This window comes from Wenzhouxiangella marina (assembly GCF_001187785.1).
Lineage (GTDB): Bacteria > Pseudomonadota > Gammaproteobacteria > Xanthomonadales > Wenzhouxiangellaceae > Wenzhouxiangella > Wenzhouxiangella marina.
This window is the reverse complement of record NZ_CP012154.1, coordinates 1093415-1118459: the sequence shown is the minus strand read 5'-3', so window position 1 is coordinate 1118459 and position 25045 is coordinate 1093415. Positions and strand designations below refer to the sequence as shown.

At 66.5% G+C, this 25045-nt stretch carries 21 protein-coding genes; 8 read left to right on the top strand and 13 right to left on the bottom strand.

Annotated elements, in window-relative coordinates:
- Positions 1 to 14 precede the first annotated feature (14 nt).
- Positions 15 to 560 (bottom strand): ECF-type sigma factor, encoded by a 546-nt coding sequence (locus WM2015_RS04775; RefSeq protein WP_049724974.1) that lies wholly within the window; start codon positions 558 to 560, stop codon positions 15 to 17.
- Positions 561 to 910: 350 nt separating this feature from the next.
- Here WM2015_RS04775 and WM2015_RS04770 point away from each other — a divergent pair, with 350 nt between their 5' ends.
- The 3 genes from WM2015_RS04770 (at position 911) to WM2015_RS04760 (ending at position 4897) form a co-directional block, all read left to right on the top strand.
- On the top strand, positions 911 to 1837 hold the full coding sequence (locus WM2015_RS04770; protein WP_049724973.1) for an esterase/lipase family protein: 927 nt from the start codon (positions 911 to 913) through the stop codon (positions 1835 to 1837).
- A 2-nt stretch (positions 1838 to 1839) separates the two neighbouring features.
- Positions 1840 to 2832 (top strand): lipase secretion chaperone, encoded by a 993-nt coding sequence (locus tag WM2015_RS04765; protein WP_049724972.1) that lies wholly within the window; start codon positions 1840 to 1842, stop codon positions 2830 to 2832.
- A gap of 94 nt (positions 2833 to 2926) precedes the next feature.
- Complete coding sequence (locus tag WM2015_RS04760) at positions 2927 to 4897, top strand: serine hydrolase domain-containing protein (RefSeq protein WP_049724971.1); 1971 nt, start codon at positions 2927 to 2929, stop codon at positions 4895 to 4897.
- 19 nt (positions 4898 to 4916) lie between these two features.
- Here the strand turns inward: WM2015_RS04760 and WM2015_RS04755 are convergent, their stop codons facing one another.
- A complete protein-coding gene (locus WM2015_RS04755; RefSeq protein ID WP_049724970.1) occupies positions 4917 to 6383 on the bottom strand; it encodes an amidohydrolase family protein in 1467 nt (488 codons plus the stop codon).
- Between the two features lie 164 nt (positions 6384 to 6547).
- Here WM2015_RS04755 and WM2015_RS04750 point away from each other — a divergent pair, with 164 nt between their 5' ends.
- Positions 6548 to 8380, top strand: coding sequence for a sensor domain-containing diguanylate cyclase (locus WM2015_RS04750; RefSeq protein WP_049724969.1), 1833 nt, complete (start codon positions 6548 to 6550; stop codon positions 8378 to 8380).
- 16 nt (positions 8381 to 8396) lie between these two features.
- Here the strand turns inward: WM2015_RS04750 and proB are convergent, their stop codons facing one another.
- The 8 genes from proB to WM2015_RS04710 all read right to left on the bottom strand — a co-directional run bounded on the left by proB (position 8397) and on the right by WM2015_RS04710 (position 16273).
- A complete protein-coding gene (gene proB, locus WM2015_RS04745; protein WP_049724968.1) occupies positions 8397 to 9521 on the bottom strand; it encodes a glutamate 5-kinase in 1125 nt (374 codons plus the stop codon).
- On the bottom strand, positions 9518 to 10183 hold the full coding sequence (locus tag WM2015_RS04740; protein WP_049724967.1) for a TMEM175 family protein: 666 nt from the start codon (positions 10181 to 10183) through the stop codon (positions 9518 to 9520). Before WM2015_RS04740 ends, proB begins: the two co-directional genes overlap by 4 nt.
- Positions 10184 to 10312: 129 nt before the next feature.
- Positions 10313 to 11008, bottom strand: coding sequence for a TMEM175 family protein (locus WM2015_RS04735; RefSeq protein WP_049724966.1), 696 nt, complete (start codon positions 11006 to 11008; stop codon positions 10313 to 10315).
- 31 nt (positions 11009 to 11039) lie between these two features.
- A complete protein-coding gene (locus WM2015_RS04730; RefSeq protein WP_049724965.1) occupies positions 11040 to 11642 on the bottom strand; it encodes a response regulator transcription factor in 603 nt (200 codons plus the stop codon).
- Entirely contained in the window at positions 11639 to 12745 is a 1107-nt protein-coding gene (locus tag WM2015_RS04725) for a sensor histidine kinase (RefSeq protein WP_049724964.1), read from the bottom strand. Before WM2015_RS04725 ends, WM2015_RS04730 begins: the two co-directional genes overlap by 4 nt.
- 22 nt (positions 12746 to 12767) lie before the next feature.
- A complete protein-coding gene (locus WM2015_RS04720) occupies positions 12768 to 14555 on the bottom strand; it encodes an amidohydrolase family protein (protein WP_169751098.1) in 1788 nt (595 codons plus the stop codon).
- Positions 14556 to 14618: 63 nt separating this feature from the next.
- Positions 14619 to 15380: an ABC transporter permease gene (locus WM2015_RS04715; RefSeq protein WP_049724962.1), complete on the bottom strand. Its 762-nt coding sequence runs from the start codon at positions 15378 to 15380 to the stop codon at positions 14619 to 14621.
- Positions 15377 to 16273 carry an ABC transporter ATP-binding protein gene (locus tag WM2015_RS04710; protein WP_049724961.1) on the bottom strand — a complete coding sequence of 299 codons (897 nt, stop codon included), beginning with the start codon at positions 16271 to 16273 and terminating at the stop codon, positions 15377 to 15379. The genes WM2015_RS04715 and WM2015_RS04710 overlap by 4 nt, the downstream gene beginning before the upstream one ends.
- A 178-nt stretch (positions 16274 to 16451) precedes the next feature.
- Between WM2015_RS04710 and WM2015_RS04705 the strand changes: the two genes are divergently transcribed.
- Together WM2015_RS04705 and WM2015_RS04700 are read left to right on the top strand one after the other, a co-directional pair.
- Complete coding sequence (locus tag WM2015_RS04705) at positions 16452 to 17396, top strand: sodium-dependent bicarbonate transport family permease (RefSeq protein ID WP_049724960.1); 945 nt, start codon at positions 16452 to 16454, stop codon at positions 17394 to 17396.
- 3 nt (positions 17397 to 17399) lie between these two features.
- Positions 17400 to 17729 carry a P-II family nitrogen regulator gene (locus WM2015_RS04700; RefSeq protein ID WP_049724959.1) on the top strand — a complete coding sequence of 110 codons (330 nt, stop codon included), beginning with the start codon at positions 17400 to 17402 and terminating at the stop codon, positions 17727 to 17729.
- A 1075-nt stretch (positions 17730 to 18804) separates the two neighbouring features.
- On the opposite strand, the gene WM2015_RS04695 is transcribed toward WM2015_RS04700, so the two are convergent.
- Positions 18805 to 19461 carry a DUF2959 family protein gene (locus WM2015_RS04695; RefSeq protein WP_049724958.1) on the bottom strand — a complete coding sequence of 219 codons (657 nt, stop codon included), beginning with the start codon at positions 19459 to 19461 and terminating at the stop codon, positions 18805 to 18807.
- Positions 19462 to 19540: 79 nt separating this feature from the next.
- On the opposite strand from WM2015_RS04695, the gene ypfJ reads away from it, so the two are divergent.
- Both ypfJ and WM2015_RS04685 read left to right on the top strand, forming a co-directional pair.
- Positions 19541 to 20401 (top strand): KPN_02809 family neutral zinc metallopeptidase, encoded by an 861-nt coding sequence (ypfJ, locus tag WM2015_RS04690; RefSeq protein ID WP_049724957.1) that lies wholly within the window; start codon positions 19541 to 19543, stop codon positions 20399 to 20401.
- 18 nt (positions 20402 to 20419) lie between these two features.
- Positions 20420 to 20623, top strand: coding sequence for a DUF3185 family protein (locus tag WM2015_RS04685; protein ID WP_049724956.1), 204 nt, complete (start codon positions 20420 to 20422; stop codon positions 20621 to 20623).
- Between the two features lie 28 nt (positions 20624 to 20651).
- Here the strand turns inward: WM2015_RS04685 and WM2015_RS04680 are convergent, their stop codons facing one another.
- Together WM2015_RS04680 and WM2015_RS04675 are read right to left on the bottom strand one after the other, a co-directional pair.
- On the bottom strand, positions 20652 to 23891 hold the full coding sequence (locus WM2015_RS04680) for an efflux RND transporter permease subunit (RefSeq protein WP_049724955.1): 3240 nt from the start codon (positions 23889 to 23891) through the stop codon (positions 20652 to 20654).
- Positions 23888 to 24931 (bottom strand): efflux RND transporter periplasmic adaptor subunit, encoded by a 1044-nt coding sequence (locus tag WM2015_RS04675; RefSeq protein WP_211260959.1) that lies wholly within the window; start codon positions 24929 to 24931, stop codon positions 23888 to 23890. The genes WM2015_RS04680 and WM2015_RS04675 overlap by 4 nt, the downstream gene beginning before the upstream one ends.
- Positions 24932 to 25045 lie beyond the last annotated feature (114 nt).

Below are 25045 nucleotides of genomic sequence, written 5' to 3'. Positions count from 1 at the left end.
TGGACCGGACTGCATCAGTGCTGCAGGCGAGCGGCCAGAAAGGCGCGCGCCCGTGCCCAGTCCCTGGCCGCGGTTCGCCGCGACGTCTTCAGGATCTCGGCCGCTCGTTCCAGGGACACGCCACCGAAGAATCTCAGCACCACCAGGTCGGCGCCGCGGGCGTCGAAATCGGCCAGGTCATTCAAGGCTTCATCCAGGGCAAGCAATTCGACGCTGCTGCGCGCCGCGAACTCATCGAGGTCATTGGTCAGGATCGGCACTTCCTGCTCACGATCGCGGCAGGCCGCGGCCCGATAGCGGGCGTGGTCGACCAGCACCTGACGCATCGCCACGGCAGCGGTGCTGACGTAGTGCTCTTCGTCGGCATACTGCCGATCGCTCTGCCGGAGCTTGAGCCAGGCTTCGTGCACCAGTGCGGTGGTGTTGAGGGTCTGTCCGGGCCCACCACGGCGAGCCCGACGCGCCGCTGAGCGCAGCTCGCTGTAGATCGAATGAAATCGTTCCTCGTCGCGACGCGGATCGTTCGACGATCGCTCGGAGCCCGAGGCCTTGTCCGTCATCTATGCCGACAGCCGTTGAAGCGTATCGAACACCGATTGTCGGACATCGTTGGCACGGTCTGCAAGCGAGGCCCCGGCATCCGGGCTGGGCTGCCGCCGTCCTGGACGCCCTCAGGGTGCTTCGGCAGGGCCTGCGGCTCTCCCATCGATTCGAAGATTGACAGTCAGCCCACTCCGGGCGGTTCGGGCCAGATGAATATGCAGAGCTTTGCCCGAATACGCGCGCCAACTGTGATGGGGCTCTCAAAATTTGCACTTCGGCCATACGCTGACGTATGCTCGGGGTGTCCGGCCACTCTGGGGAGAGGGGAACGCCGGACAGGGACACGCAAAACCACGAGGGAAAAATCATGCTGCACCGCATCACCGTTCTGCTTCTCGCCGGCTGGCTCGCCTGGCTGCCCGCCTCGACGGAGGCCAGCTATACCCGCACCGAACACCCGGTCGTACTCGTCCACGGACTGCTCGGTTTCGACAGCCTGCTCGGCGTCTACGACTACTTCTACCGGATTCCGAACGCGCTGCGTTCCGGCGGCGCGACGGTCTATGTCGCCAACGTCTCGGCGGCGAACTCCTCGGCGCTTCGCGGCGAGCAGCTGATCGCTGAGCTCGACACCCTGCGCGCCATCCATGGGCACCAGCGCTTCAACCTGATCGGGCACAGCCACGGTGGACCGACGATCCGCTACGTGGCTTCGGTCCGGCCGGATCTGGTCGCCTCGGTGACCTCGATCGGCAGCCCGCATACGGGCAGCGCCGTGGCCGATGGCATCCGCGCTGGCGCACCGCCGGGATCGGCCACGGAAGCCCTGCTGGCCGGCCTGGTCGACGCGCTGGGCGCCTTCATCGATTTCCTGTCCGGCGATATCAACCCGCAGGATGCGCTCGGCGCCCTGGAATCGCTGAACTCGGACGGTGCCGCGGTCTTCAACGCCGCCCATCCCCAGGGCCTGCCCAGCTGGACCTGCGGTCAGGGCCCGTCCAGCGTCAACGGGATTCGCTACTACTCGATGGGCGGCACCCGGGTCTTTTCCAATGCCCTCGACGCCTCGGACTATCTCCTTTCGGCCAGCGGCCTGTTCTTCGGCTGGGGCGTGCAGAACGACGGTCTCGTCGAGCGCTGCTCCTCGCACCTGGGCCGGGTGATCCGCTCGGACTACCCCTGGAACCACCTTGACCAGGTCAACCAGGTGCTGGGCCTCAGAGGCTGGTTCACGCCCAACCCGACCAGCGTCTACCGCGCCCACGCCAATCGCCTGAAGAACGCCGGCCTCTAGCCGTGCGGCGTGTGGTCTGGACGGGGGCGGCGCTGACCGCCGCCCTCCTCGGGGTGCTCTGGCTGGCCAGTCGAGGCGAGCCAGAAGCGCCGCCGCTGAGGAGCCAGCCTGTGGCGCCGGCGGCGACGGACACGGCGGCAAGCGCCTCACTGGCGAGCCAGCGGCCCACCCGAGTCGCGGATCCAGCCAACCCGGCGACCACTCGAAGGAACGAGACCCTCGTCGCCTCCTGGCAAGGCCTGGAGGCCGACGGGCAAGTCCGCTTCGACGAGCAGGGCCGACTGATCCTCGATCGCGAGCTTCGCCGCCGATTCGACTTCATCCTGAGCGGCCTGGGCGAGCAATCCCTGAACGGGCTTCGGCAGCTCCTGGCCGATCAACTCGCAGGCGAGTTCGACGCGGCCCGGGTCGACCAGGTGCTGTCGGAGTTCGATCGCTACGTGGACTTTCTTCAGGCCGCCGACGCCCTGATGGCGTCCAGCGCCCCGGACCTTCGAAGCCGTTTCGAAGCCACCCGGCAGCTGCAGCAGGACCTGCTCGGCGAGGAACGAGCGCAGACCTGGTTCGGCGAGGAAAACGCCTATCACGAGCGCACCCTGGATGTCCTCGACGGCCGCCTCCAGCCCGGCGATCCCGAGCATGATGCCTGGGCCGCCGACGTCGAGGCCGCGACCGCGCATCACCTGGCCATGGAAATGGATCAGCAGTACCGACAGGCGAACATGGATCCGGCCCTGCGCTACGTCGAGCGCGAAGCCCTCTATGGCAGTGAAGCCGCCGATCGCCTGGCTGCCCTCGACGCCGAACGCGCGGCCTGGGATGCACGCGTCGCAGCCTTCGCGGCCGAGCGCCAGCGCCTGCTGGACACGCCGGGGCTCGGTCCGGCCGAGCGTGAGCGGCAGCTGCAGCAATGGCTGATGGCCGAGTTCGACGAGGCCGAGCGACGCCGCATCGAGGCCCTGGATCGAGAAGGCCTGATCGACGGCCCACCCTGAAGGATCATCGGCACCACCGGCCTGCCGGCTTGCTGCTGGGCGGCCCGCCGCTGCCCGCGTATAGTGAATGCCCGGTCCGACCGAGAAATCAACAATGGCTCCGAACACGCGCCACCCCCGCATCCGGCCCTGGCTCGCCCTCGGCCTGTTCCTGTACGCCTTGACGAGCCTGGCCCAGACCGACGAGGCGGACTGGCTGGCCGATCCGGCACCGATGGGTGAATCGGCGTCAGACGGCCCCAGCCTGGAGGAGACCGAGCTTCGCGCTTATGTGCGCGGCCTGGTCGATGGCCTGATGCGAGAGCATGACCTGCCGGGCATGACCCTGGCCGTCACCGATCAGAGTGAGCCTCGCCTGCTCCTCGGTTTCGGCCAGGCCGACGCGATGGCGAACCGGCCCGTCTCGCCGGACGAGTCCCTGTTCCGGATCGGTTCGATTTCCAAGACCTTCATCTGGACCGCGGCGATGCTGCTCGTCGAGCGCGGCCAGCTCGATCTGGACCGCGACATCAATGATTACTTGACCGAATTCCAGATCGCTGAAGTCTTCGACGCGCCGGTCACCATGAACCATCTGATGGCTCATCGCGCCGGCTTCGAAACCACCCTGCGCGTGTTCCAGGCCAATGACGAGGACCCCCGAAGCCTGGCACAGGCCCTGGCCGACACGCAGCCGGCCCGTGTCCATCCACCAGGCACCGTGACGTCCTATTCCAACTGGGGTTCGGCCCTCGCGGCGCATGTAATCGAGGCCATTTCGGACCGGAGCTTTGCCGACTTCGTGGAATCCGAGCTGCTGATTCCGCTCGGCATGCGCTCCACCACCCTGGTGCAACCCGGCCAGCTCGATGACGCCTGGCGGCCGCGAATGGCAGTCGGGCACGAACGCGTAGCGGGGCGCTGGGAAGCAGCCGAAGCAATGCAGATCGGCCCCTTCGTGCCGGCTGGCGGCATAGCCTCGACCGCCTCGGACATGGCGCGCTGGATGCGATTCCATCTGGGCGGCGGCGAACTCGACGGCCTGCGCCTGATGCAGGCCGAGACCCACGCCCTGATGTGGTCCCGCGCCTTCGGGGACCGACCGGTGGGCGCCGATCTGGCGCATGGCTTCCAGAACTATGTCTTTCGCGGCGTCGAGGTCTTCGGCCACGGTGGCTCGACCGGCAATTTCATTTCCACCATGGTCCTGGTCCCGGAGTTGGATCTTGGATTCTTCGCGTCGCAGAACGCCGGGCACGGCGGTTATGCCGCCCTGGACTCGATCAGCCGCCTGCTGATCGATCATGCGCTGGCAGGGAGCGATCAGACGATCTCGAAGATCCCGGAAGACGCTCCGGAAGTCGACCTGAGCGACTACGCGGGCAGCTACCGCAACAACCGGCGCTCCTTCACGACCCTGACCGCCGTGTTCAGCCTGACGCCCAGTCTGACAGTAAGCGTCGATGAGAACGCCCTGGTCGTTCAGCAGGCCGGCAAGACCGCCCGCTATCTCGCGTTGGCTGACGCACCCGACAGCTTCGTCGACGAGCAGGACCGGCGCCTGGTCTTCCAGCGCGATGCACAGGGCCGGGTGGTCAGCGCCGCCGACAATTCCGGCGTCCATACGCACGCTCGCATCGAAGGTCGGGATTCGGTCCTCGCCCTGGCCCTGCCGGCGGGCCTGAGTCTGCTCTTGGCCCTCACCACCCTGCTCGGGGCCTGGCGGCGCTGGCGCCAGCAGCCCGAGACCACCGGCCGAGGCCGACTAGGCGCGGGCCTGGCGGTGCTGGCCGCGCTGAGCATGGGCCTGTTCGTCGTCAGCCTGGTCGCCGCGATGGCCGGCCTGAGCTCGATGGATGCGGCCGGACTACAGCACTTTCCACCGGCGGGGGTGGCCGCCGCCCGAATCATGAGCTGGGTGATGATCGGCATGGGCGCCGCCCTGCTCATCGGCCTGGTGGCCGTCTGGAAGGGCAGCGGCTGGGGCTGGTGGCGGCGCCTGCACTACAGCGTCTTCGCGCTCTCCTTGTGCGCGCTGGGCCTGCAGCTCTGGCACTGGAACCTGGTCGGCGCCCCTTACATCTGAGCGCCGATGCAGGCGCTGATCAGCCTCCGGACCAGCGCATGAAATTCAGGAACTCGCGCCGCGAGCGCGGCCCGAAAGTCCGGAAGTGCGGGTCGGGCGTCTCGCGATAGACGGCCCGAGCCATCTGCACGGGGTCCTCACCGAGGTGATGACGAAGCACATCGGCTTCGAGGCGGTAGGGTCTGAGCGCGTTGAGACCGAGAATCTTGCGTTTGATCTCGTCGGTCAGCGCCGGATAGCCAAAGCGCTCCTGGAATTCCTCGCTGATCTGGAAGGCGCGGAAGGCCTGGATCTGGTCCTGCGGTGAGCCGTACCAGATCGAGTCCGTGCCCCAGAGGATATTGTCCTCGCCCAGGTGCAGCAGCAGCTTGCCCAGGGCGTGCGCCGCCGAATCGGGATCACGCATCAGGAATCGCCAGGTCGAGCCGAGCTCGGCATAGACATTGCCGCCGCGAAGATCGTTCTCTACGACGGTCTGGACCAGAGAGTCGATGCCCTCGCCGCGGTCCGGATCGTAGGGCCCCTCCGCCTGCCCCGGGATGAAGCCCGAGTGGTAGATCAGCAGACTGATGTCCGGGTACTCGCGAGCGGCCGGACCGACGTCGGTGCATAGCGAATGCTCGTAGCTCTGCTGGCCGAAGGGGATGCCCTTGTGGATGCAGATCACCGGCACGTCCAGGCGTTGCGCCTCGTCGAGGAAACGCCGCCCCGTGCCTTCGTCGGTCAGGTAGAAGCCCTGTCCTTCAGGGCCCCATTGGGTGTAGGTCTTCCAGGCCTGGATGCCGAAGTCGTCGCGCAGGCGCTGCATGTCCTCGACATCGCCGTCCTGGTTGGGGTTGACTCGGCCATGCAGGATCAGACGGTGGGTGCCCTCGAGTTGTGCGACGATCTCGCGGGCCGCCGCTGCCTCTTCGATGGTCAGGGGTTCGCCCTCTCGCGTGGAAGGCACGAAACTGAGCACCATCACGTCCGTGTCGGAATCCATGAAGACATCCTGGACGAAGGCCTCGGGACCGAGACAGCGAAGGTAGTCACGCGCGCCCTCGCCCACGCCCCGAGCGCAGCCCGCCGCCGGCATGCCGGACAAGGGACGTGCCTCCTCCGGCAAGGCCTGCAGCCAGGCGCCGGTGGGATTCACGAAATGCCCCTGCACATCGAAGATGAACTCGTTGCCGGCAAGCACCGCATCGGCCGCCGCCGGTTCCAGGGCCGCTTCTTCGGCCAGCGCGAACCAGCCGCCGGTGCGTCCCATGGCCGCCTGGGCTGAGTTGAAGGCCAGCAGGGTCGAGGCCGCGCCACAACTCGAGACCAGGAACTGGCGTCGCGATTGGCCCAGGCGCTTCGCGTTCCGACCGGCGGCCTCCTGGGCCAGCTCGTTGGCCAGCCGCTCGGCGGGCCCCAGCGGGATCGGCTCGAACTCGCCATTGGAGGTGGAATCGAGCTTGATCGGCAGACGGGTGCCGTCGGGATCGTGAATCGAGGTCATCGTGCGGCTCCGGGCAACAGGGATGCACTCGATTGGAGCAGAACCCGGGGCCCGCTGCAACTCGGCGCAGGTAGATGCACTCGGTGGCTCCACGGTGGTAGCATCGAATCGGGTCGGGCGCCAGCGGCATCGGGCCCCGCTCCCGATGCCCACGAGTGAGGAGGATGGTCACGAGGCACGTCTCGCTGCTGACCCTGATCCTGGTTCCCACGGCCTGCCTGGTTCTGGCCGTGCTGGCTTCGCTCGCGATCTGGACCCATTACTCGGATCTCCGCCTGCTCGATCGCACCCATCTCCGCCTCAGCGAACAGCTAGGGCTGCGCGTCGCGACCGAACTGGATGAGGCCCTGAGCACACCGCCGATCCTGCTGGAGCAGACGCGTCAACTGCTCGCAGCCGGGGTTCTCGATCCCGCCGACGAGACGGCCATGGAGCGCTTCTTCGCGCAGACCATCCGAACCTATCCATGGATCACCAACCTCGCCCTGGGCACCGAGGACGGTCGCTACATCAATGCCTACCGCTATTGGGAATCCCCCGAGCAGATCTATGTCTCCAACGCGACCGCGGAGGGCCAACTGCGTGCCTACAGCGTCGACGACCGGGGCGCGCGCAAGGCGGCCGACTGGGCGAGGGAAGGATTTACCGTTCATCAACGACCCTGGTACCGGGCCGCGAGCAACGCTTCGGAGGAAGCGGTCTGGTTCGAGCCCTACACCTTTTTCTCCGGCGATGCGGTGGCGCTGGGCGTCTCCCGGCAGGTCTCGCTTGCGAACGATCTTCGCGGCGTCATCGCCGCCGATCTGTCGCTCAATGGCATCTGTCGTTTTCTGAGCGCTCTCGAGCTGTTCGAAGGCGCGACCATCTACATCATGAACACGGACGGCTTTCTGCTGGCCGACTCCTCGGGCGTGGTGCCGATCAAGCAGATCGAGGGGTTCAGTTCCCTGCTGCGAGCCACGGACAGCCCGGCCGAGGCGATCCAGACCAGCAGCCGACGCGTGCTGGAGGCCCAGGGCAGGCTGAACGAGCGAATGCAGTGGGGGGGCGATGAACACCTCGTCCGGGCCCAGCGCTTCGAAAAGCCCGGTGGACTGGAACTGATCATCGTCACCACCCTGCCGCGCGAGGCCCTGGTCAAGCTGCTCGACACCGAGGGCCGTCAACGCCTGGCCGCCTCCGCGATCATCCTCGCCCTGGCGCTGCTGGTGTGCTGGCTGATCGCCCGCTCGATCAGCCGACCCGTGCTGCAGCTGATCGGGGCCACCCGAGCACTGGAAGCCGGTGACGTGGGCAAGGCCGCCCCGGAATCGCGGATCCGGGAGATTTCCGCCCTGTCCCGCTCGGTCACGAGGATGGGCGAGCACCTGCACCAGATCCTGGTCTCGCTGGAGGCGCGGGTGCGAGCGCGCACCGACGAACTCGAGCAGGCCAACGTCAAGCTCAACGAACTCACCCGGACCGACCAGCTGACGGGCCTGCCGAACCGCCGACGATTCGATGAGCACCTACGCCAGGAATGGCGTCGGGCGACTCGTGAGCGCTATCCCCTGAGCCTGGTGTTCTGCGACATCGACTGGTTCAAGGACTACAACGACAGCTATGGCCATCCAGCCGGCGATCGCGCCCTGGTTCAGGTGGCAGACACCCTGGCCGCCTCGATTCGACGGCCCGGCGATCTGGCTGCCCGGATCGGCGGCGAGGAGTTCGTGCTGGTACTGCCGCGATTGGACGAGGATGCGGCGGTGGCCTTCGCCGAACAGGTCCGCCTGGAGATCTTCGCACGGGGCCTGCCGCACCGCGCCTCGCCCTTCGAGCGAGTCACCCTGAGCCTGGGCGTGACCTCGATCGAACCGACCGGGGATCCACAGGAGTTGAATGCCCTGATGTCAGCGGCCGATCAGGGACTCTATCTGGCCAAGTCCGAAGGCCGGAACCGTGTGTGTGCCGCACCTGCCGTGCCCTCACCGGAGCTCGAAACCATCCCGCCGGAGTGAATCCGTCCAGCCCGAGTCAGAAGCTCAGCGCGATGTCATCGCGATGGACCATGGCACCGCGTCCGGCCTCCCCCAGCACTTCGTCGATGCGATCGGACTGGCAACCCGCGATCCGTCGTGCCTCGTCGGCGCTATAGGCGCACAGCCCCTGCCCAACCGGGCCTCGGGGACCGAGCAGCTGCACCAGGTCACCCCGATCGAACTCGCCTTCGACCGCTCTCACGCCCACGGCGAGCAGGCTGGCCCCGCCCTGCAGCGCCGCCACCGCACCCTCATCCAGATGCAGGCGCCCGGCCGGTGCCTGCAGTCCGGCAAGCCACTGTTTTCGCTGGGCTCGCGGGCGGGCGCTGGGCGGGAAGCAGGTGCTGCGTGCCCCGTTCTGCAACTCGCCGATCGGATCTTCGGACAGGCCCGATGCCAGCCAGACCGCCACCCCCGCCCCGGAGGCGATGCGGGCGGCGGCCAGCTTGCTGGCCATGCCACCGGTGCCGACGCCGCGGCGACCGGGCTGACCGGCCATCGCCTCGATCTCCGGCGTGATCTGCTCGACCCGCTCGATGTGCCGGGCATTCGCATGGCTGCCGGGATCGGCCGTATAGAGCCCATCCACATCGCTTAGCAGCAGCAGGGCCTCGGCCCCCAGCAGCTGGGCCACCCGAGCCGCCAGGCGATCGTTGTCACCGAAGCGGATCTCCTCCGTGGCCACTGTGTCGTTCTCGTTGACCACCGGCACGATGCGCCGTTCGACCAGGGTCTCCAGGGTGGCGCGGGCGTTGAGGTAGCGCCGGCGCTGCTCGAGATCGCCCAGGGTCAGCAGGATCTGTGCCGAATCACGGCCCTGCGCCCGCCAGCAGCTCGACCAGGCCGCGGCCAGGTGAATCTGCCCCACGGCAGCGGCTGCCTGTGCCTGCGCCAGCAATCGCGGTCGAGCGTCCAGGCCCAGCGCCCCGCGCCCCAGGGCAATGGCCCCCGAAGACACCAGCACCACAGGCCCCGGGCGCCGAGCCAGATGCTCGACGAGCCGCCCCATCCACGCCTCCCGCAGCCGACCGCTCTCATCGATCAGCAGGGACGAACCGATCTTGACGACCAGCAGGCCATCACCGGTCAGCCGGGAGGCCAGGTCAGCAGCGCCCGTCATGCCCGACCTCCGAAACGCTTCCGGGCGGCATGGCGAGCGATGCGATCGTTGATCGGCGCGAACAGGGCCAGCAGGACGAACAGGAACGGCACCAGCGACACGTGATCATCGGAGAGCAGCCACATGGGTGCGATCACGGCCAGGGAGAACAGCGCCGGAAAGAGCCAGCGAACCATCTCACTGAACGTGTCGAAGGACTCCTCGTCGCTCATCGCCAGGGCTTCACGCTGCCGCCAGGCGTGGAAATACAGTCCCGCCATGATGGCGCACAGCACGACGAAGCCCGAGGCATACAGGGTCACGAGGACCCGGAACTGGAAGAAGGTCTCGAACTCGAAGACCGCGGGCAGCCAGCCGCCGGTCAGGAAGGAAAAGCCCGTCTGCATCAGGATCTTGAGCGGATAGACATAGATCATGACCATCATGATCAATGCGAAGGTCAGGTAGACCGAGGGCGTGTCTTCCAGCCCGTAGCGATCACTCCAGCGCTGATGGCCATGCCAGAAGAACAGGATGATCAACATGCTGGCCGCGAATGCCGGGGCACCCTGCAAGGCCAACATCAGCTCATGGTAGCTGGACGGGACTTCGTCGATGGAAATAGCCAGCAGCGCCGCCGAGAATGCGAAAGCGGCGTCGGCGAAGGTTTCGAGGCGGGTCATCTGCGCCCCTCGGCGTGGGAATCTGGATGCGTCCATGCGGGGCATTCTGGCAGCTTGATGCGGGCGCGCCAAGAGATGGGGTGGAGGCGGCACCCCTCCCCGCTTGGATTCTGGGAAAGGATTTTTGTGTCAGATCAGACCTTTTCTGCGGCCGACTCTGTCGGCGAGCTTGCTGTAGATCGGGCCGAAAAAGGCGAGCAGACCGTAGGCGAAGGGTGCGAATTGGGTCATCGACTCGGGCAGCAGCCAGACCAGGGCGATGGCGACCAGGCCGAAGCCGCCCACGATCAGCCAGGCGATCGACTCTGCGGCCGTATCGAAGATCTCTTCGGCGGACATGTCGAGGGCTTCGCGACAGCGCCAGGCATGGCCGTGGAGGGCGGCGATGAGGGCACACATGGCGAAGAAACCGAAACTGTAGATCGTGACCAGCACCTGGAACTGGAAGCGGCTTTCGATTCTGAAGTCCGAAGCCAGCGCACCGTCGGTCAGCACCGAGAATCCCCCCTGCAGGAAGATCTTCAAGGGGTAGACGTAGATCATGACCAGCATGATCAGCAGGAAGGTCAGGAGTGCAGTCGGCAAATCGTCGAGGCCGAAGCGATCGCTCCAGCGCTTGTGGGCGTACCAGAACATAAGGATCACGGCCATGCTGGCGGCAAAGGCCGGCGCGCCCTGGAGGGCCAGCATCAGTTCGGGATAGGTGGACGGAATCTCGTCGATCGAGATCGCCAGCATGGCGGCCGCAAACGCAAAGGCCGCATCGGCAAAGGTCTCGAGCCGGGTGGTCTGCTGGCCGCGCTTGGGAAACTCCGGACGACTCATAAGTGGATCGGCTCCTGATAACGGTGCTCGGCTACAACCAGCCATGATCGCGGGCGATGCGGTAGGCCTCGACGCGGTTGTCGGCCTGCAGCTTGCCGATCGCCTCCGAAAGATAATTGCGCACGGTGCCTTCGGCCAGGTGCAGGCGCCCGGCGATTTCCGCGTTGCTCAGACCCTGACCTGCCAGGCGCAGTGCCTGTCGCTCACGCTCGGTCAGCGGGTCCCTGGCGTCGAAGGCGGTCAGGGCCAGTTCCGGGGCGATCACCCGCTCACCGCGCATCACGCGACGGATGGCACCGGCCAGCTCCTCGGCCGGCGTTTCCTTGAGCAGGTAGGCGCGAACGCCCGCGTCCAGGGCGCGGCGCAGATAACCGGGCCGGGCAAAGGTGGTCAGCACCACGACCCGCACGTCGGGATGCTCGGCACGTAGCCACTCGGCCAGTTCCAGGCCGGTCATCCCGGGCATCTCGATGTCGGTCAGCACCACATCCGGCAGCTGCTGGCCGAGACCCGCGCGCGCCGCATCACCGTTGTCGTAGCGGCCCACGACCTCGATGTCTTCTTCGAGCTCCAGGAGAGAGGCGATGGCGCTGAGCAGCAGACGCTGGTCCTCGGCCAGGGCCAGGCGGATCATGCCGATTCCTCCGGCAGGGTGGCGCGCAGAAGATGGCCCTGCGAGTTCTGGATCTCGAGGCGCCCACCCAGGGCTTCGATGCGGGCGTACATGCCCTGCACTCCACCCCCGTCCAGCTGGATTCTCCCCTGACCGTTGTCGCTGATCTCGAGCAGGGTCTCGCCGTGAGACCCGCGCCCGAGATCGATGCGGCAGGCCGAAGCCCGCGCGTGGCGGATCACGTTGGTGATGGCCTCCCTGATGACCAGAGCCAGCATGGCCTCCCGCTGCGGGCTCAGCACAAGCTCCGGATCGCGTTCGTAATTCAACTCCACGTCAGCCGCGCGCAGGCTGCTGCGCACCTGGTCGATGGCCTCGTCCAGGTCCTGGCTGCGGATGCCGCCGATCGCCTCGCGGACCTCGGCCAGGGCCTGGCGCGCCGTTTCCTGCACCGATCGCATCTCCTCGCCGGCCCGATCCGGGTCCTTGTCCAGCAGCCTGGCGGCCAGCTCGCTCTTGACCGCGATCACCGACAGGGTGTGGCCGAGGACGTCGTGCAGATCACGGGCGATGCGCTCGCGCTCGGCCACGCGCGCGAGACGCCGCACTTCGGCCTGGCTGAGGCGAAGTTCGGCGTTGCGACGCTCCTGCTCGCCCATGAACACATTGGCCACGCCGATGATGATGCTGATGATCACACCGGGAATCCAGTAGAACACCATCGGCTGCAGCAACAGAGCCGTCGCCAGGGCCGTCAGCGCGATCCCGAACACCACCAGCAGACTGATGCGAGGCGGCCCGACAAGATAGGCGAAGCTGGCGCCGTAGATGAAGAACACGCTGGCACCGGCATTGCTCCCGCTCCAGGCCACTGCCAGGGCCACCATGCCGGCCACGTGCCAGAACGCCCCCCGCCCCTTGCGCCGGAAGGCGCTGAAGTACAGCGCCAGGAACAGGGCGACGGTGAGCAGGGAGAGGACCAGTTCCACCGGCCCCACTGGACGGAAGGGCCATTCGATGAAGAAGAACAGCAGGTAGACCAGCCAGAGATAGGGCAATCCACCCTGTCCCGTGCAGGGTGGAATCAGGAACTGATGCAGGCGCTTCAGGCGGCTCGTAGTCATTCCCATCGGTCGATCCAGTCGGTCAGTGCAGTCGTGCGTTGCGAACGGTGAAGGTCAGTTCGGGCCCGCCGCCGACCGCGTAGATGCCGATCGCCCGCAGGCGCGAGCGATCGAGGCTGCTGAAACCCGTCAGGTCGATGTGCTGCTCGGCGCCTGCCGCCAGGTCCACGCGCACGGGCGGGGCCATCGCGGTCTCGCCGCTGAAGAACATCAGCTGATAGGTGCCTGATTCTGCGTCCAGCGTCAGGCTCAGGGTACGGGCCTCGGACAGGTTGACCGCTTCCATCATGGCCTCGGCAGGGTTCCACATGGCTCCAGCATACGGGAAGGCGAAGCCGGGGTTGAGACGCGCATCGACGCGCACGGCGTCCGATGCATCGACGTGGCGAAGCTCGGCGGTCGACTGGCCACCCATGAAGGCATCCGTGGACTCCAGCCACTGCCCGCTGGCGTGCAGATCCACCGGCAAGGACATGGCCTCGGCCGTGGCGGCCTGAGCCGGCGCGGCGGCTTCGAGATCCAGCTCGACGGGCTGACCGTTCTTCCAGACGGCGCGCACGCGCCGGATCTCGTCGATGTCGGAGACGGGATCGCCATCGATCCAGACGAGATCGGCACGACAGCCCGGCTGCAGGCAGCCACGTTCAGGCAGTCCGAAGCGCGCCGCCGGTAGCGAGGTGGCCGAGCGCAGGGCCTCGATCGGACTCAGTCCCGCATCGACGAGCAACTTGAGTTCGTGCAGCAGGCTGGCGCCGTGGGCCGTGGCCGGATTGGGTGCATCACTGCCGGCCAGCAGTTCGACGCCCGCCTCGTGCAGCACACGGATGCTCTCGGGCACGATCGGCCAGCGACCGGCCCGTAGCCCGCTGCCCGGGAAGCTCTGCTCCAGGGTCTGACGCTGCTCCCCGCTCAGACGGCGCTCCAGGGACTCGCCCTCGAGCCAGGGGCGTCCCGGGTGGCCGTGGGAACCCGCCAGCACCGTCGCCGTCGGAATCACGAACACGTCCGCCTCGGCCAGGCGCTGAGCGAACTCGGCATCGACCGGCCGGTCGGCAAACAGATGGACCAGACCGTCCACGCCCGCATCCAAGGCCATGCGAGCGCCTGCCTCCGTCGACACATGCGCCACGGCCAGCACCTCCCGGGATCGCGCCGCGCGCACCAGGGCTTCGACGAGGCTCGCGTCCAGGGTCGGCAGGGACCCGTTCCAGGCCGAACCATCCTCGATCACGATCTTGATGTAGTCCGAGCCCTCGGCGAGGCGCGCCTCGACCCAGGCTTCGGCCTCGCTCGGGTCGGCGAGGGTCGGCACGGCGATGCCGTACTGGGTGCCGTGGCCACCTTCGGCCGTGGCCAGGTAGCCGGCCGAGAACACGTCGGCCCGTTCGCCACCCGTCAGGGACTCGCGTTCGGCCCGAATCGCATCCAGATCGAAGGGTGGACGAAACATGTCCAGCATCGTCGTCACGCCGAAGCGGAGCGCGTCGGAGCGAGCGCCGTTGAAGGCATGCACATGGGCATCGATCAGGCCGGGCAGCAGGGTCTGGCCTTCGATGTCGATGAGCTCGACACCCTCGGGGAACTCGAGGTCGGAGCCCAGGGCCTCGACGCGACCATCGCGAAGCAGGATAGAGGCGTGTTCGTGCAGCCGTTCACCATCGAAGACGCGGGCATTGATCAGTGCCAGGGCCTGCGGCTCAGCCTCCTGCCCGGCCGCCTCGCTCGTCGTCGGCCCCGGCAGGGCGAACAGGCTCAGCGCCAGTCCCGCGATCAGGGCCAGAAGGGCGATCTGGGAAATCGGAAATTTCATCTTGTTGACTCCGTTGAGATTCATGAGTGGGGCGCTGGGTGTTCATGAGTGGGCGCTTGGGGTTCACCTGGGCTGGGTCTGCATGCGTCGCCAGCCCCAGGCCACCAGCAGGGCAAAGCCTGCCGAGAAGGCGAGCAGGGCCAACACGTGGGGCAAGGGCTCCGTCGTCTGCACCCCGGTCACGTGCAGAGCCAGGGCTGCCAGGTGATAGGGCGGCAGCCAGGGTGCGATGGCCTGCAGCCAGGCGGGGAACTGCGAGATCGGAATCCACAGGCCGGCGAGAAAACCCATCGGCAGGTAGATCAGGTTGATCACGGCCGGCGCCGAACCCGGCGACAGCAGCAGGCCCAGGCCGAGTCCGAGCAGGCAGAACGGCAAGGTGCCCAGCACCATCACGCCGAGCAGGCCCCACCACTGCGACTGCGGCAAGCGCACCTCGCCGAAGGCCGCGGCCAGCACACAGAGACTGACGGTGATGATGGCGCCGAACAGGGCCGCCCCGAACCATTTGCCGAGCACGACGCCCATCAGCGGTGCCGGCGTGGCGCGAATCAGCACGAACCAGCCCTGCGCCCGCTCCGTGGCAATGCCCACGCCGAAGGAAAACAGGGCCGCCCCCAGGACGCCGAAGGTGCTGTAGGTGGCCAACAGGTAGCCCGCCAGACCCGGGATCATCAACAGGCCGAAGAAGGCGTAGAACATCACCGGGAACAGCAGCGTGGGAATGGTGTAGGCCGGCATCCGGATCAGGTTCAGCCACTGGCAATGCATGAACTGCCAGTAGCTGTTCAAACGGCGCGAGAGGGTCATCGTGGTAGTACTCATGCGGCCATCTCCTGGGTAGTGGTCAGATTGATGAAGGCGGTTTCGAGGTCGGCGCTGCGGACATCCAGGTCATGCAGTCCGGGATCGGCGCTCAACCAGGCACGCAGGGTCGCCGAGGCATCGGCGCTCAGCACGTTCCAACGGCGGTCAGTCGATTCGACCCGCTGGACGCCGGGCAAGGCGGCGATCCGAGCCTCAGGCAGGGAGGAGGCGGCCTGGATCTGCGCATTGGGCATGCGCGCCTTGATGTCGTCGACCGAACCCTTGGCCAGTATCCGACCCTTGTTCAGGACCACCACCTGATCGGCCAGAATCTCGGCCTCGTCCAGGTAGTGCGTGCACAGCAGGATCGACAGGCCTTCGGCGCGGCGGCGCTCGATCGCTTGCCACATCCCTCGACGGGCCACCGGATCGAGGCCCGTGGTCGGCTCATCGAGAATCAGCAGGCGGGGTCGCCCGACCAGAGCCAGCGCGAACAGCACGCGCTGCTTCTGCCCGCCCGAGAGTGCGGCAAAGCGCCGGTGTTCGAGGCCGCCCAGTCCGGCTTCCTCGATCAGCCCCCGGGCCGGAGCGGGGTCGACGTAGAGGCTGCCGAACAACTGCAGCAGCTCGGACACGGTCAGCGTGTCCTGGACGCCGCTGGACTGGAGCATGGCGCCCCACTGCCCGCTTCGGGCCGCGGCGGCGGGGGATTGACCCAGCACCCGGATGCGACCGGACTGCACGGGCAGCAGGCCAAGCAACAGGTGGATCAGCGTGGTCTTGCCCGCGCCATTGGGCCCGAGCAGCGCGGTCACCTGGCCGGCTCGCAGGGAAAGGTCGACCGAATCCAGGGCCTTCGGGCCCCGATAGACATGGCTGACCTCGTTCAGTTCGATCACGCTCGCATTCACGTTCCTGTCTCCATACGGTGTACGAGTACAGGATCGCGCGTTCGCCCGCCCCGCCCCAGTGAGCGCGAACAGCAATTCGAGGTGACAAATGTCACCCGCGACACGCCAGCCGAATCACATCGCTCGATCGAGACAGGCATAATCCCGGGCTGAATCGCTGATCGAAGAAGGCCAAGGCATGGATCCGGTCATCCTGTTCTTCCTGTTCGGACTGGCGGCCGGGCTGATGAAGTCCGAGCTGCGTCTGCCGACCGCGGTCTACGATGGCGTCAGCATGCTGCTGCTCCTGACCATCGGCATGAAAGGCGGCGTCGAGCTGGCCCGCCAGCCGTTTCTGGGCCTGCTGCCCGACATCCTCGGCGCCCTCGCCCTCGGACTGATCCTTCCCCTCATCGCCTTTCCCGTGCTGCTCAAGCTGGGCCGCTTCAAGCGCGTGGACGCCGCCTCGATCGCCGCCCACTACGGCTCGGTCAGCGTCGGCACCTTTGCGGTGGGGATTGCCTGGCTCGAAGCCCGTGGCATTCCCTGGGACGCGCAGATGGCCCTGCTGCTGGTGGTCATGGAAGTGCCGGCCATCCTCGTCGGCCTGCTGCTCGCCCGCGGCCTGAGCAAGGAAACCCAGTGGGGTGAAGTCGCCCGCGAAGTCTTTCTGGGCAAGGGCATCATGCTGTTGCTCGGCGGCCTGCTGATCGGCTGGCTGTCCGACCCGGAAGGCCTGGACGCGATCCGCCCCCTGTTCTTCGACCTGTTCAAGGGCGTGCTGGCGATCTTCCTGCTGGAGATGGGCCTGATCACGGCCACCCAGGCCAGCAGCCTGAAGCGCTACGGCCTGTTCCTGATCGGCTTCGGCATCGTCATGCCGCTGGTCGGCTCGGTGCTCGGCAGCCTGCTCGGACTGGCCCTCGGCCTGACGCCGGGCGGCGTGCTGTTGCTGGCCCTGCTCGCGGCCAGTGCGTCCTATATCGCCGTTCCGGCCGCCATGCGCATCTCCCTGCCCCAGGCCAACCCCACCCTGTCACTCGCCGCCTCGCTTGGCGTGACCTTCCCCTTCAACGTCCTGGTCGGCGTGCCCATCTACTGGCAGCTGTCCGAGACGCTTCGCGCCCTGTTCACCGGAGCCTGAGCCATGTCCCCCGAATCCAAGCCCCAGATCAAGCTGCTGACCGTCATCACCGAAACCGCGCTCGAACACCCCCTGCAGCGCGATCTCAGAACCCTGGGCGCCAAGGGCTACACGATCAGTGACGCCCGCGGCAAGGGCAGCCGGGGACAGCGCGATGCCGACTGGGAGGCCAGCGGCAATATCCGCCTGGAAGTCGTCGGCGACGAGGCCACCGTGCGCCGGATCGCCGAGCATCTGCAGCAGCGCTACTACGACAACTACGCCATGATCATCTGGCTGAGCGACGTCGAAGTCCTGCGGCCCGGGAAGTTTTCGACTCCTTCGAGTTCCTGATGTTTCTGGAACCGCAGATTTCGCAGATTGGCGCAGATTGAAGAGAAAAAAGGTGATGGGTCTGGGGGGCGCCACCCCAAGGCGTCAACGGGGAGTGTGGTGGCCTGATGGGGTGGCGAGGGTCGCGGCGGCGGCCACCGAATGGACGCCGGCTTCAGAAATCGACGACCCACGCAAGGCCCGGTCGCCTTCTCATTGATCCATGCCATTCGATGGCACCCGAGCCCATCGAGCACGCGGAGATCGACGCTGCCGATCTGACCCTCGACGCCCCAGCAGGCCACCGCACTCGCCGCCGGGCACAAAACCTCCAGCCACCCTTATCCCCATCTGCGCCAATCTGCGAAATCTGCGGTTTCCAAGGTCCGGAGCGGATGCAACCACAGATTGCGCAGATTGGCGCAGATTGAAAAGAAAAAAGGTGATGGGTCTGGGGGGCGCCACCCCAAGGCGTCAACGGGGAGTGTGGTGGCCTGATGGGGTGGCGAGGGTCGCGGCGGCGTCCATTCGGTGGCCGCCGGCTTCAGAAATCGACGACCCACGCAAGGCCCGGTCGCCTTCTCATTGATCCATGCCATTCGATGGCACCCGAGCCCATCGAGCACGCGGAGATCGACGCTGCCGATCTGACCCTCGACGCCCCAGCAGGCCACCGCACTCGCCGCCGGGCAGAAAACCTCCAGCCACCCTCATCCCCATCTGCGTGAATCTGCGAAATCTGCGGTTTCCAAGGTCCGGAGCGGATGCAACCACAGATTGCGCAGATTGGCGCAGATTCGTTTCGAGACTGCTGGAACTTCGGGTGGCCGGGGAAGTTCGCGCGTTCAGTTACGCCTATACCGAACCAGTCCATGACTGAGCCTGCCAACGAAGACCCTTTCAGATCGATCCGACAAGCGCATCGCAACTTCAACCGTATAGGAATCATAGGGCCCCGACGAGCCCACCACAGTGCATGATGCAGCGCCGCTGGAAAGGAAGAGCATTAGCAGCAAAAAAGTAGCTTTGATAAACAGGAACCTGCACATCACTGGTTCTTCAATCTGCGCCAATCTGCGAAATCTGCGGTTCAAACTCACTCGAAGTTGTCGAGAAACTCCCTCGCCTCGGCGATCGACTCGTTCATCGCTTCGATCAGCTCGTCCGTGGCCTGCTCGATTTCGCCCAGCTCCTCGCGGATCGCGGCGATGGCCATGGAGTTGAGGTTGTGCTTGAGGAACAGCACCTGGTCGCGGAACACGTCGAGGACCGGGTCCATCGAGGCTTCGGCCCGGTTCATGGCGCGCATCATCCGCGCGTAACGCTGGCGGGTCTGGCTCAGGATGTCCTCGCTGCGGCGGCGCAGATCGGGATCCGTGTAGAGCGTGAGTTCCTCCTCCCATTCCTCGAACAGGTCGTCGGCGACCCGCTCGATCTGCTCGATGCGCTCGGCCACTTCCTCGGCCCGCGCTTCGCTGCGCTGGAATTCACGATCGAGGCGATCGTAGGTGTCCTCCAGATCGCCACCGTCCACTGCGACCGTCGCCCGGAACTGCTCCAGGGCCGAGGCGAACTGCTCGCTGGCCTCGTCCTGGGCCTCGGCGGCTTCCTCGACGCGGTCGGACAGGACATCGCGTTTCTCGATCCCGATCGACTCCAGAGCACGGTACTTGACCGACTGGCAGGCGGACAGGCTCAGGGCCGCCAGGACGAGGAGCAGCAGGGAAAGGATCGGAGACAGGTTCTTGCGCATGACAGCTCACCGGTTCTTGAAATGAGGGCAATGCGGGTATGCTACTTCACCTGATCCCCAGCCCGTCGAGGCACGAAGCATGAAATGGCAGCGCGCGCGTAGAAGCAGCAACGTGGAGGACCGGCGTGGCCGGCGACTGGCCGCCGGCGGTGGTCTGGGCCTGGGCGGGATTGCCATCGTCGTGGTGATCAGCCTGGTGCTGGGCAAGAACCCGATGGAGATGCTGGGCCTGGTCCAGCAGTTCACCGCCGGCACGGCGAGCCAGACGAGCTCGGCACCGTCGCAGCCGATCGACGACGAGGCCTCGCGCTTCGTGGCCAGCATTCTCGGTGAAACCGAGGACGTCTGGACCGAGCTGTTCCGCCAGCAAGGGCAGCGCTACGAGCCGGCCCGCCTGGTGCTCTTCAGCGACCAGGTTCGATCCGCCTGCGGTACGGCCAGTTCGGCCGTGGGTCCCTTCTACTGCCCCGGCGACCGTCAGGTCTACATCGACCTGGGCTTCTTCGAGCAGATGCGCACGCGCCTGGGGGGCGGCGGTGATTTCGCCGAGGCCTACGTGATCGCCCACGAGGTCGGCCACCACATCCAGACCCTGATCGGCGTCAGCCAGCGCGTCAACGATGCGCGCCGGCGCGGTCAGAATGTCGAGGGCGATGGCGGCCTGCTGGTTCGTCAGGAGCTTCAGGCCGACTGCTTCTCCGGCGTCTGGGCGCACCACGCCCAGCAGCGCCACGACTGGCTGGAACCCGGGGACATCGAGGAGGCCCTGAACACGGCCGCAGCGATCGGCGACGACCGCCTGCAGCGCCAGTCCCGCGGCAGCGTCGTGCCGGACTCCTTCACCCACGGCACCTCGGAGCAGCGCGTGCGCTGGTTCCGCACCGGCTTCGACAGCGGCGACTTCCAGCGCTGCGACACCTTCGCCGCCACCAGGCTCTGAGTCCTTCAGGAGAACATCATGAAACAGAAGAAACTGATCGGACTGGCCCTGTTGATCGGCGGCGCCGTGCTGCTGTACTTCGGCTACGAAAGCTCGCAGGGCCTCGATGACCAGTTCAGCCGCGCGCTGACCGGCCGCTTCACGGACACGACCCTGATCTACACCATCTCCGGCGCCGTCGCCGGCGTGATCGGCCTGGTGATGCTGCTCAAGGGGCGCTGAGCCCGGCCGAGCCGGGCTCAAACAACCATCAAGCTTCCGCGCGAGCCCGCCGCACTTCCGATTCGCCGATGAAGACGTAGTACAGCAGCGGGATCAGCAGCACGGTCATCACCGTCGAGACGGCCAGGCCGAAGATCAGGGAGATCGCCAGGCCGTTGAAGATCGGGTCGGTCAGGATGAAGGCCGCACCGACCATGGCCGAGATGGCCGTCAGGGCGATCGGCTTCAGGCGAACGGCACCGGCCAGGATCACGGCTTCTTCCAGGGGCTGCCCTTCTTCGAGGAGCTGCCGGATGAAGACCACGAGCAGGATGGAGTTCCGCACGATGATGCCGGCCAGGGCGATCATGCCGATCATGCTCGTCGCCGTGAACTCCATGCCGAGGATGGCGTGGCCCGGCATGATCCCGATCAGGGTCAGGGCGATCGGCGCCATCACGATCAGCGGCATGATGTAGGCGCGGAACTGGGCCACGAGCAGGAAGAAGATCGCGAACACGCCGACCGCATAGGCCAGGCCCATGTCCCGGAAGGTCTCGTAGGTGATCTGCCACTCCCCGTCCCACTTCAGGGCCGGTTCCGCCGGCCAGTCGGGTGCATTGATGTAGTACTGCTCGGGGGCGTTCTCGTCGTCGGCCAGATCGGCCGCCATCGCGAACATGCCGTACAGCGGCGAGTCGATATCGCCGGCCATGTCGGCGGTCACATAGGTCACCGGCAGCAGGTTCTTGTGGTAGATCACGCCAGGCCAGTCGCTGGACTCGATGCTCGCCAGATCGGCCAGGCGAATGAGCTCACCGTCCCGATTGCGCACGCCCAGTGACAACAGCGAGGCCGGCTGCGCTCGCTGACCTTCGTCGAGGAGGACGCGGATCGGCACGGCGTGCTTGGCGAATTCATCACTCAAGTAGCTGACGTTGCGCTGTCCCAGGGCCGTCTCGAGGACGGCGACCACGTCGGACTGCGCGACGCCAAGCCGGGCGGCACGGGTCCGGTCGACGATCAGCTGCCAGCGTTCGGTCTCGGCCACTTCGGTGGTGTCGATGTCGACCAGACCATCGATGCCCCGCATGCGCTGAGCCAGCTCCTCGGCCAGAGCCGCGCGGCTGGCCGCATCCGGGCCGTAGACCTCGGCCACCAGGGGCGAGAGCACGGGCGGACCCGGCGGCACCTCGACCACCTTGACCACGGCGCCATGGCGGCGCCCGATCTCGGTCAGCGGCGGGCGCAGCTCCAGCGCGATCTCGTGCGACTGGCGGTCGCGGTCATCGATCAGATTGACCTGCAGATCCCCCTGCCAGGGGTCGGCGCGCAGGTAGTACTGACGGACCAGGCCATTGAAGTTGATCGGCGAGGCCGTGCCGGCATAGGCCTGCCAGTTGGCCACTTCATCAATTCCTTCAAGGTACTGCCCCATCTCGCTGAGCAATCGCAGGGTCTGTTCCACCGGCGTGTTCTCGGGCATGTCGATGACGACCTGCAGCTCCGACTTGTCGTCGAAGGGCAGCATCTTGAGGATGACCAGCTGGAACACGGGCAGCAGCGCCGCCGCCAGGGTCAGGCCCAGCACGCCGGCCGTCAGCCACCAGCGCCGCGCGCGATGCTCGCCCAGAAACGGCGAGAGCAGCTTGCGGAAGAAGTCCAGCACCTTCTGGTTGACGCCTTCGGCGGAGCTTTCATGTCCGACCTCGGACCCATCCGAATTCGCGGCTGCATGGCCCGGGCGAATCAGGCGCAGGGCCAGCCAGGGCGCCAGCACGAAGGCCACCACCTGGGACATCATCATGCCGGCCGAGGCATTGATCGGGATCGGGCTCATGTACGGGCCCATCAGGCCGGTGACGAAGGCCATCGGCAGCAGCGCCGCCATCACGGTCAGGGTGGCCATGATGGTCGGCGTGCCGACCTCGTCCACGGCCACCGGAATGATGTCCTTCAGGCTACGGCGCGAGACCTCGATGCGGCGGCTGATGTTCTCGACGATGACGATGGCGTCGTCGACCAGAATGCCGATCGAGAAGATCAGGGCGAACAGGGACACGCGGTTGAGGGTGAAGCCCCAGGCCCAGGAAAAGACCAGGGTGGCGAGCAGGGTGACGACCACGGAAATGCCGACGACCAGGGCCGGGCGCCAGCCCATCGCGGCCAGCACCAGCAGCATGACCGAAAGGGTCGCCATGACCAGGTCGGTGATCAGCTTGCGCGCCTTGGCGCCGGCCGTCTGTCCGTAGTCCCGACTGACCAGCACTTCGACGTTGTCGGGGATGACCTGGCCCTGGAGCAGTTCCAGACGCTGGTGGATCGCTTCGGCGATGACCACGGCGTTCTCGCCGGGCTTCTTCGCCACGGCCACGGTGACGGCCGGAAAGACCTCGCCGTTCCATTCGGGGATGCCGGGACCGAAACCGGTCTGGACCATGGCGTCGGGCACCGTGCCTCCGCGAGAGACCTCGGCCACGTCACCCAGGTACACCGCGCTGCCGTCATGATGACCGACGACCAGCTGACGCAGGGTCACGACATCTTCCAGACCCGAGCCGGCTTCGAAGGCCACCGACAGACCATCGCGCGTGATCCGCGCCTCGCTGCCACGACGATTGCCCGCCTGGATGGCCGCGGCCAGATCCGACAGGCTGAGGTTGTAGCCGGCCAGCAGGCCGGGGTCGACGTGCACGTCCACCCGGTCAGGCACCGCCCCGATGGTGTAGACATCACGCGTGCCGGCGATGCGCTTCAGCTCGACCTCCAGCACACGCGCCAGACGAGTCAGGTCCTCCGCACTCTGCTGAGCTTCGGGATCGAACAGGGTCAGGGACAGGATCGGCACATCGTCGATGCCCTTGGCGCGAACGACCGGAGGTGAGACCCCCAGATCGGCAGGGAACCAGTCCTGGTTCGACATGATCTGGTTGTGCAGACGGACCAGGGCATCGCGGCGCGGCACGCCGACCTCGAACTGGATTGTCAGCACGGCCATGCCGGCGCGAGAGACGGAATAGATGTGCTCGACGCCCTGGATCTCGTCGAGCACCTGCTCGCCCGGCGTGGCGATCAGGCTTTCGACCTCGCGCGCACTGGCGCCCGGGAAAGCCACGATGACGTCGGCCATGGTGACGTCGATCTGGGGCTCTTCTTCCTTGGGCGTGACGATCACGGCCAGCAGGCCGGCCAGGAGCGCGAGCATGGCCAGCAGGGGCGTGATCCGCGAATCCTGGAAAACGCGCGCGATCAGACCCGAGGGGCCCAGATGGGGCTGCCCGCTGCTCACTGCATCCACTCCGCATCGAAGGCGTCGGGCGCGGAATCCACGACCACCCGCTCGCCCTCACTCAGGCCCGACAACACTTCGACGCGACCGTTCTCGGTCACCCCGATGCGCAGCTGACGCAGGCGTCGGCGATTCTGCTCGTCGAGCACGTAGGCGCCCCGCAACTCACCCCGTCGCACCAGACTCTCGGTCGGAATCCACAGCGCTTCACGCTCATCGACGGGCACCCGCACCTGGACGAGCATGCCCGGGAACAGGGTGCCATTGGGCTCGGCCAGACTCATGCGCACGACGAAGCTGTGCGTGGTCGGGTCGGCGTAGGGAAAGAAGGTCATGTCACCGGTCTCGAGCACGCGCCCGTCATTCAGGGAGACCTCGGCCTGACGCGTCTGTCGGGCTAGCTGGGCATACTGCTGCGGGATCGAGACCACGACTCGCAACGCTTCCAGTGAGAAGCCGCTGAGCAGGGGCGTGCCCGGGGCCACCGCCTCGCCCAGCTCGACATGACGCTCGGTGACGATGCCGTTGTAGGGCGCCACGATGCGGGTGTAGTCCAACTGCTCCTGCGCCTCGTCGACGGCCGCTTCGGCTCGCACCAGGCGAGCGCGGGCGGCATTGAGCGCGTTGCGGGCCTGATCGAATTCCGCCTGCGTCGCGACTCCACGCTCGCGGAGATTGCTGATCCGCTCGAACTGCTGCTCGGCATCCTGCACCCCGGACTCGGCTTCGAGGCGATTGGCCTCGGCCTGATCCAGGCGCGAGCGCTGCTCGCTGTCTTCGAGGCGCGCGATCAACTCGCCTTCGTCGACCACGTCGTTGACGTCGAAGGGCAGCTCGACGATGGTGCCCGTGGTCTGGGCGGAAATGGTGGCCTGCTGGACCGCCTCGATCACGCCGTCGAGCCGCAGCCGCTCGACCAGGGGCGCCCGTTCGACGGCCACCCAGTCCTGCGCCTGCGCCGGCGCCACCAGCCACAATGCCAGACCCAGCAGCAGCCCGCGGCGAGCCAGATCCGTCCCGCGATTCCCCATCCGTTTCATCAGATCGCTCCAGTCAGAATACCGACATTATATTAGTTTTCGCTCATGTTTTATCAAGCGCTTCACAACATAACCCAGGCGGCCGGGGAATGAACAGCGCCATGCCCCGTGAGG